Annotated in this window: 9 protein-coding genes; 3 read left to right on the plus strand and 6 right to left on the minus strand. The window is 39.6% G+C overall.

What is annotated here, in order from left to right:
- Positions 1-122 (plus strand): transposase (locus I6E24_RS14415; protein ID WP_235328481.1); only part of this gene is annotated, 122 nt, incomplete at its 5' end.
- A gap of 147 nt (positions 123-269) precedes the next feature.
- On the opposite strand, the gene I6E24_RS14420 is transcribed toward I6E24_RS14415, so the two are convergent.
- Positions 270-476 (minus strand): hypothetical protein, encoded by a 207-nt coding sequence (locus I6E24_RS14420; RefSeq protein ID WP_235329241.1) that lies wholly within the window; start codon positions 474-476, stop codon positions 270-272.
- Between the two features lie 248 nt (positions 477-724).
- On the opposite strand from I6E24_RS14420, the gene mtaB reads away from it, so the two are divergent.
- Positions 725-2044 (plus strand): tRNA (N(6)-L-threonylcarbamoyladenosine(37)-C(2))-methylthiotransferase MtaB, encoded by a 1320-nt coding sequence (gene mtaB, locus I6E24_RS14425; protein WP_235329243.1) that lies wholly within the window; start codon positions 725-727, stop codon positions 2042-2044.
- Positions 2045-2068: 24 nt separating this feature from the next.
- Positions 2069-3091 (plus strand): glycosyltransferase family 2 protein, encoded by a 1023-nt coding sequence (locus tag I6E24_RS14430; protein ID WP_235329244.1) that lies wholly within the window; start codon positions 2069-2071, stop codon positions 3089-3091.
- Between the two features lie 37 nt (positions 3092-3128).
- Here I6E24_RS14430 and miaA read toward each other — a convergent pair whose 3' ends face one another.
- The 5 genes from miaA to lpxD form a co-directional block, all read right to left on the minus strand.
- Entirely contained in the window at positions 3129-4040 is a 912-nt protein-coding gene (miaA, locus tag I6E24_RS14435) for a tRNA (adenosine(37)-N6)-dimethylallyltransferase MiaA (RefSeq protein ID WP_235329245.1), read from the minus strand.
- A 95-nt stretch (positions 4041-4135) separates the two neighbouring features.
- The gene (locus I6E24_RS14440) at positions 4136-4687 is read right to left on the minus strand and encodes a plasmid pRiA4b ORF-3 family protein (protein ID WP_235329246.1); all 552 of its coding nucleotides are present in this window, start codon (positions 4685-4687) and stop codon (positions 4136-4138) included.
- A 47-nt stretch (positions 4688-4734) separates the two neighbouring features.
- A complete protein-coding gene (gene lpxA / locus I6E24_RS14445) occupies positions 4735-5502 on the minus strand; it encodes an acyl-ACP--UDP-N-acetylglucosamine O-acyltransferase (protein WP_235329247.1) in 768 nt (255 codons plus the stop codon).
- A 7-nt stretch (positions 5503-5509) separates the two neighbouring features.
- Positions 5510-6895 (minus strand): bifunctional UDP-3-O-[3-hydroxymyristoyl] N-acetylglucosamine deacetylase/3-hydroxyacyl-ACP dehydratase, encoded by a 1386-nt coding sequence (locus I6E24_RS14450; RefSeq protein ID WP_235329248.1) that lies wholly within the window; start codon positions 6893-6895, stop codon positions 5510-5512.
- Positions 6896-6902: 7 nt separating this feature from the next.
- A complete protein-coding gene (gene lpxD, locus I6E24_RS14455) occupies positions 6903-7943 on the minus strand; it encodes a UDP-3-O-(3-hydroxymyristoyl)glucosamine N-acyltransferase (RefSeq protein ID WP_235329249.1) in 1041 nt (346 codons plus the stop codon).
- Positions 7944-8128: the final 185 nt, after the last annotated feature.

The raw sequence follows: 8128 nt of genomic DNA on the forward strand, positions 1-8128 counted from the left end.
AAGGAATCAACAACAAGATAAAGGTCTTGAAGAGAGCGGCATACGGATTTAGGGATGAACGATACTTTGAGCTAAGGTTATATGCACTCCATGATTGCCGCATCACGCGAAATGTCGGATGAACCATATTTTATTGTATAATTAAGGCGAGATATTTTGTTTATAAACATTATATCTCGCTTTATTCTAAGTGTATAGGCACAAAAAAAGCCTGTAGGTATTGTTATCCACAGACTTTAAACTTTTTACCTAATCAGATTCACTGATAATTATTCAGCTTTCTTGCAGCAAGCTTTAGCTGAATCACATGCAGCTGAATCACAAGCAACTGAATCGCAGCATACTGAATCACAAGCAGGAGTAGCTTCTTCAACTACAGCTGTTTCTGTAGCTTCTGCATTTGCATTTTTGTTACCACCACATGATGCGAAAGATACTGCAACGAATGCAACGAATAAAAATACTAACTTTTTCATCTTTTTTGCTTTTAAAATTCTGTAATACTTATGTTGTTATCTTAATTGACAGTGCAAAGATATATAGTTTTTTAATATGTTGTTCTTTTTATAGGTAAGAAATTTGCTAAAAAATATGTTTTGCAGCCTATTTATACATATTTAACATGTTTGCTTTTTCTTTTTTTTACATTTAAGAATAAGTGTTGTACTATGCATTCTTATATATATTGAAATAATCAGTAACTTTGCGGAAAATAATATTTTTTATGATAGATACTACCGTTTTTCAGGATAAGAAAGCTGTTTATTATACATTAGGTTGTAAACTTAATTTTGCGGAAACTTCAACTATAGGAAAATCATTGAAGGATGCAGGTATAAGAACTGTAAGAAAAGGAGAGAAAGCAGATATAATAGTTGTAAATACATGTTCCGTTACAGAGGTAGCTGATAAAAAATGTCGTCAGGCTATTCATAAATTGGTCAAATCCCATCCGGGAGCTTATGTTATTGTGACAGGCTGTTATGCACAGCTTAAGCCTGACACTGTTGCTGATATTGAAGGAGTGGACCTGGTTCTGGGTGCTGAACAGAAAGGTGATCTTATGAAATATCTCGGAACACTTGAGAAAAAAGCTCATGGAGAAGCCATTACAACTGCTACAAAAGATATACGCAAGTTTTCGCCGTCTTGCTCAAGGGGAGACCGTACACGATATTTTCTTAAGGTCCAGGACGGATGCGATTATTTCTGTTCATATTGTACCATTCCTTTTGCCCGCGGAAGAAGCAGAAACGGAACTATTTCCGAAATTGTAGAGCAGGCAAGAAACGTAGCAGCTGAAGGCGGTAAGGAAATAGTACTTACCGGGGTGAATATCGGCGATTTCGGTAAGACTACGGGTGAAACCTTTTTCGATCTTGTCAAAGAGCTGGACAAGGTAGATGGAATAGAGAGATACAGAATCTCTTCCATTGAGCCAAACTTGCTCACAGATGAAATAATAGACTTTGTTTCAACATCAAAAAGGTTTATGCCTCATTTTCATATTCCGTTGCAGTCAGGCTGTGATGAAGTTCTGAAACTGATGCGTCGCAGATACGACACAGAACTTTTTGCTTCTAAAATACGGAAAATCAAACAGCTTATGCCTGATGCATTTATAGGTGTAGATGTGATTGTAGGTACTAGAGGCGAAACTCCTGAATATTTCGAGACTGCATATAATTTCATTAAATCACTCGATGTTACGCAGCTGCATGTGTTCAGCTATTCAGAGCGTCCGGGAACCCAGGCTTTGAAAATAGATTATGTGGTTTCTCCTGAAGAAAAACATGCCAGAAGTCAGCGATTGCTCGAATTGTCGGATATGAAGTTAAAGGAATTCTATGCCCGTCATAAAGGAAAAGAAGCCGTAGTGCTGGCAGAACATTCCAAGCCTGGAATGCCTATGCACGGATTTACTGACAATTATATCCGTGTGGAACTGGATAGCGAGAAAGCTAAGGACAATCAACTCGTAAAGGTAAGATTGGGGGATTTCAGTTCTGACGGTGAGTCATTATTGTCTGAGATTTTGGAATAACAATTCTATTAACATGTATATCGCATGAAGAAAGTTTCTGTTGTTATACTGAACTGGAATGGGGCGGAAATGTTGCGGACTTTTCTGCCCTCTGTCGTGAAATTCACCAATCCTGAATTGGCTGAGATTTGTGTGGCGGACAATGGCTCTACAGATAATTCCACAGATGTGGTTAGTCGTGAGTTTCCAACTGTCAGACTTATTCCGTTCAAGGAAAATCTTGGTTTTGCCGGTGGATATAATAAGGTGATGGACCATGTCGATTCGGAATATGTGGTTTTGCTCAATAGCGATGTAGAGGTTACCGATGGATGGATAGAGCCTGTATTGTCGTATATGGAGGAACATAGTGATGTTGCGGCATGTCAGCCTAAGATACTCAGCTATCATGATAAATCAAAGTTCGAGTATGCCGGAGCCTCAGGTGGTTATATTGACAAGTATGGATATCCGTTCTGTCGTGGAAGAGTGTTTGACTGTCTGGAAAAGGATAATGGGCAGTATGACGAGCCTGCGGAAATATTCTGGGCTTCGGGAGCAGCAATGTTTGTAAGACGAGAAGTTTACACCAAGGTGGGAGGGCTTGACTCAAAATTCTTTGCCCACATGGAAGAGATAGACTTATGCTGGCGTTTACTGAGTAGGGGATACCGCCTGATGTGTATTCCTGGAAGCAAGGTCTATCATGTTGGCGGAGCTACACTGAAGAAAGAAAATCCCCGCAAGACATATCTTAATTTCCGAAACAATCTGTTGATGATGTATAAGAATCTACCTTCCGAAGAATTGGGAAAGGTGATGACTGTACGTTGTTTCCTTGATTATCTGGCTGTGCTTTTCTACTTGTTAAAGTTGGATTTTTCGAACGCTGATGCTGTAATGAAGGCAAGAAAGGATTACCTGTCTATACGTAAGGAATATAAATCCGTCAGAGAATACAATCTTGAGCATACAAGGGTAGACAAACTCAGACACAGATACAGTTTCTCATTAATATTCCAGTCCAAGATATTAGGAAAGACTACGTTCTCACGTCTTGTGAAGTAGTCTTTCCACTACTTCTTTTATATCTGAATCATTAGGATTATTTTCCTCTTTCCGCTTCGATATACTCCATTATTTCATCCTCTCTGTCAGGATGGAACCATATGATTTCGTTGTCCCGCTTGAACCATGTCATTTGTTTGCGGGAGTATATTCGTGAATTCTGCTTTATTTTTTCTATAGCGAACTCCAGGGTACAGTTTCCTTCAAGGTATTGGATTATTTCCTTATAACCAACCGTATTGAGCGAATTAAGGTTTTTGTATTGATATACAGACTTGACTTCATCTACCAGTCCGTCGTTTATCATGATATCCACCCTTTTGTTGATACGGTCGTACAACTCCTCCCTGTCTCTGCAAAGCCCTATTTTTATTATGTCGAAAGGTCTCTGTTTCCTGTTTCCTGTCCTGAACGATGTATAAGTCTTACCGGTCATGTAACATATCTCAAGCGCGTGAATCACTCTTTTCGGGTTCTTCAGGTCAACTATGGAGTAATATTCCGGATCAAGCAGTTTCAGTTCGGCACATAATCTTTCCAGACCTTCTTTCTCGTATTTCTCCATCATCATCTGTCGTGTTTCGTTGTCCACGGTTGGAATGTCGTCAATGCCCTTGCAAATGGCATCTATATACATCATGGAGCCTCCGGTCAGAAGAATAGTGTCGTTGCTCTTGAAAAGCTCTTCAAGAAGGCTGATGACTTCGCTCTCATACTGTGCCGCGCTGTAGTAGTCCGTAAGTTTCAGTGTGCCGACGAAATAGTGTTTTACCCTTTTCAGATATTCTTCCGTTGGCGCAGCTGTACCAATCTTTAGGTCGGAATACAATTGCCTTGAATCGGCAGAAATGATTGGCGAACCATATTTTTCTGCTATTTTTATGCTAAGGTCAGTCTTTCCTACTCCTGTTGGTCCTATGAGTACTATGAGAGTTTTCTTGTCGTTCATCAGTTATTATAAATTAAGAAAGCGAAGAATGACGGATTATCAACATTTGTAGTTGAAGCCGTATTCTTCGCTTCGTTGTTCAGTCAATATTATTATTAATATTTATCGTCGTCGTAAGGGTTGCCTTCTGTCATGTCGAATCCGTCCATGTCGAAATCTTCCATGTCGTAGTCTTCGTCACCGTAGAAATTTTCACCCAAGTCAAGTGATTGTCCTGTATTCAGCTGTTCATCGAAATCGATAGTCTGCTGTGGAGCCTCACCTTCCTGACGTGAACATATAGCATGTTTCAAATCCTGACCTGTAATGATTTCCGACAGTTCGATGAAGAAAATTCTTTCTGCCAATGGGTCGAAAACATATATCAGTTTCTGCTTTTCGTCCTCAAGAAGTTCGCTCAACGGAGTATCTTTCATGATGTAGATATCTTCGTCCGAACTGCTTGTGCCCATATCTTCAAGAGTGATTTCTGTCTCTTTTTCCCAATCATCATCACATATAAAGAAAGAAGTCATCTGGTCATCTTTATAACCTGTACACTTTAGGATTGCCTCATGTAAATCATAGAATGAAGCGTCTGAGTCGATTTTTATTTCTCTGAGGAAGTTATCGACTTCATCTGATATGAGTCTGAATTTGTAAACCATCTTATTATAGTGTTAAATCTTTATTTTGTAAATATACAAAAAAATGATTATCTGATAATACCTCTCTGCGAATTTTCTATGAACGAGATAATATATTCTATTTCCTTGCTCATAGGTACTTCCTGTTTCACCTGTTCAAGTGCCTCAGCAGTGTTTTTACCGCTATTGTAGATTATTCTGTAGGCATTGTGGATATTTTCAATCAGTTCGTTTGAGAAACCTCTTCTTCTCAGTCCGACGATGTTTATTCCGCAGTATGCGATAGGGTCTCTACCTGCTATGATGAACGGTGGAATATCCTTGCTGAAGCGGCTTCCGCCCTGTATCATTCCGTATCCACCTACGCGGCAGAACTGGTGCATCAATACGCTTGCACTGATTATTGAGTAGTCGTCAATAATAATTTCGCCTGCAAATTTGGTTGAGTTACCGATGATACATCCGTTTCCTATAATAGCATCGTGAGCTACGTGTACACCTTCCATCAGAAGATTGTTGCTTCCTACCACAGTCTTTCCTTTCGCAGCTGTACCGCGGTTTATAGTAACATTTTCTCTAATGGTGTTGTTGTCACCGATTTCGGCAGTTGTTTCTTCACCTTTGAATTTCAAATCCTGCGGGATTGCACCGATTACAGCACCTGGGAAAATTCTGTTGTTGTTTCCTATTCGTGCTCCGTAAAGTATGTTTACATTAGGCATAATGATATTATTGTCGCCTATTACTACATTCTTGTCGATATAAACAAAAGGACCAATCTCAACGTTTTCTCCTATCTGTGCTTCAGGATGTATATATGCTAAAGGACTTATCATATTTATATTATTTGTTTTTTACGATTTGAGCCATAAATTCAGCTTCGCAAACTATTTTCTCTCCTACAAAAACATATCCCTTCATTGTAGAAACTCCACGGCGGATAGGAGCCATGAGCTCAACACGGAATATCAATGTGTCTCCCGGAACAACTTTCTGACGGAACTTCACATTGTCTATCTTCATGAAATATGTAGAATACTTTTCAGGTTCGTCCACAGAGTTCAGTACGAGCAATCCTCCAACCTGTGCCATAGCTTCAATCTGAAGTACTCCCGGCATCACAGGTTCCTGAGGAAAATGTCCCTGGAAGAACGGTTCGTTTGAAGTGACGTTCTTCACGCCTACTATATAGTTTGCTCCCATGGCAATAACCTTGTCGACAAGCTGGAACGGATATCTGTGAGGCAGCAATTCGCGTATGCGGTTTACGTCCATCAACGGCTCTTCATTGCAGTTGTATATCGGAGCCTGGATTTCGTGCAGACGAATTTCCTTTCTAAGTTGTCTTGCGAATTTATTGTTTATAGTATGTCCCGGTCTTGTAGCAATAATTCTTCCCTTGATAGGTCTACCAATAAGTGCCAAATCACCTATTATGTCAAGAAGTTTATGTCTTGCAGGTTCGTTAGGCCATACCAAAGGAATATGGTTGATGTAACCCAAATGGCTTGCGTCCATGTGAGGTACTTTCATGACATCAGCCAGTTTGTCAAAACTTTCCTGAGTCATCTGCTTTTCGTATATTACAATTGCGTTGTCCAGGTCGCCTCCTTTGATGAGTCCTGCATTGAGCAATGGTTCAATTTCGCGTACGAAAACGAAAGTACGCGCAGAAGCGATTTCTGTTGGGAAGTCTGCCATGTTTTCAAGTGTGGCAAACTGGTTTGTAAGAATATTCGAGTCGTACGATATTAAAGTGTTTATACTGAATCTGTCGTCAGGCAGTACAGTGATACATGAGCCGGTAGCCTCGTCGCGGAATTCAATTTTTGATTTTATTATATAGTAGTCTTTTGGAGCAGACTGTTCTTCTATTCCAACTCTTTCTATACATTCCACGTATGCTTTTGCGCTTCCGTCCAGGATTGGGAATTCCGGTCCGTTTACTTGTATAAGACAGTTGTCGATACCTGCTGCATATAGAGCTGCAAGTGCGTGTTCTACAGTGCTTACCTTGACATTGTTCTTTGATAATACTGTACCTCGTGTCGTATCAATGACATTTTCCGCTACAGCGTCTATTATAGGCTGGTCGTCTAAGTCAATTCGTTGAATCTTATACCCGTGATGTTCCGGAGCAGGATTGAATGTCACTGTCAGTTTCACTCCAGTATGGAGTCCTTTACCATTCAGTGAAAAGCTACCTTTTAAAGTCTGTTGTTTCAACATGGGTGATTTATTTGTTTATTTGTTTTTTCAATTCTTCTATTTCTCTCTGTAGTTTGCCCAATTCTGAATACATGTCAGGCAGTTTCTTGTAAATGATTGCAGAGCGTGCAAACTGCTTGTGGTCTATAGCTGGATAACCCATTATAGCGATATCCGATTTTGTATTTCCAGGTATACCAGACTGTGCTCCCACAGTTACCTTGTCTCCCACTTTGATATGGCCTGCTACGCCTACCTGTCCGCCGAACATACACCATTCGCCTATTTTGGCAGAACCGGCTATACCAACTTGTGATGCCATCACAGTGTTGCTTCCTACTTCTACGTTATGGGCTATCTGAACCAAATTGTCAAGTTTTACGCCTTTATGAATTATTGTTGCACCCATTGTGGCACGGTCAATACAAGTGTTGGCTCCTATTTCAACATTGTCTTCCAATATCACAATTCCAATCTGAGGGATCTTTTCATATCCTTCTGAGGACGGAGCGAATCCGAACCCGTCAGCACCGATTACAGCTCCTGCATGCAGAATGCAATTGTTTCCGATACGGCAATCATGATAAATTGTCACATGCGGATAGATAATACAATTATTTCCTATTTTAGCATTGCTTCCTACCGTTGCATGTGGATGAATATAGACATTGTCGCCTATTACGGCTCCTTCTTCGATACAAGCAAAAGGACCTATATAGCAATTGTTCCCAATTTTAGCTTTATCAGAGATTGATGCTAGCGGATCAATACCGGTTTTCTTTGGCTGACTCATTTCATATAAGTTCATAAGCTTGGCCAAGCTTTCGTATGCGTTGTCAACCTTGATAAGCGTTGCTTTCACCTCGTGTTCAGGTACGAAATCTTTATTCACCAGTACTATTGATGACTTCGTTTCGTAGATGAAATTAGTATATTTGGGGTTTGCTAGAAACGATAATGCCCCAGGTATACCTTCTTCTATTTTCGCAAAAGTATGTACTGTAGCATTTTCGTCGCCTACAATAATTCCTTGGATAAATTCTGCAATTTGTTTAGCTGAGAACTCCATAATTATCTTCTTTTGTTCCTTTTGTTTTGTTTTATTGTTTTTCTTACCCTTAATAAACGGAAAGTAAGTTCATTTACTTGTTTATGCAAATTACGTGTTTTTTTTTTATATATCAGAGAAAAAAGCAAAATATTTGCATCTTTACTCATATAAATAGGTAGATTTCAATAAAAAAACAGTTATAT

Source organism: Bacteroides caecigallinarum, assembly GCF_021530995.1.
GTDB lineage: Bacteria > Bacteroidota > Bacteroidia > Bacteroidales > Bacteroidaceae > Phocaeicola > Phocaeicola faecigallinarum.

Coding starts and splice junctions, on each gene's coding strand:
- lpxD (WP_235329249.1), bottom strand. CDS start 7,943: ATGGAGTTCTCAGCTAAACAAATTGCAGAATTTATCCAAGGAATTATT.
- miaA (WP_235329245.1), bottom strand. CDS start 4,040: ATGAACGACAAGAAAACTCTCATAGTACTCATAGGACCAACAGGAGTA.
- I6E24_RS14430 (WP_235329244.1), top strand. CDS start 2,069: ATGAAGAAAGTTTCTGTTGTTATACTGAACTGGAATGGGGCGGAAATG.
- I6E24_RS14440 (WP_235329246.1), bottom strand. CDS start 4,687: ATGGTTTACAAATTCAGACTCATATCAGATGAAGTCGATAACTTCCTC.
- I6E24_RS14420 (WP_235329241.1), bottom strand. CDS start 476: ATGAAAAAGTTAGTATTTTTATTCGTTGCATTCGTTGCAGTATCTTTC.
- mtaB (WP_235329243.1), top strand. CDS start 725: ATGATAGATACTACCGTTTTTCAGGATAAGAAAGCTGTTTATTATACA.
- lpxA (WP_235329247.1), bottom strand. CDS start 5,502: ATGATAAGTCCTTTAGCATATATACATCCTGAAGCACAGATAGGAGAA.
- I6E24_RS14450 (WP_235329248.1), bottom strand. CDS start 6,895: ATGTTGAAACAACAGACTTTAAAAGGTAGCTTTTCACTGAATGGTAAA.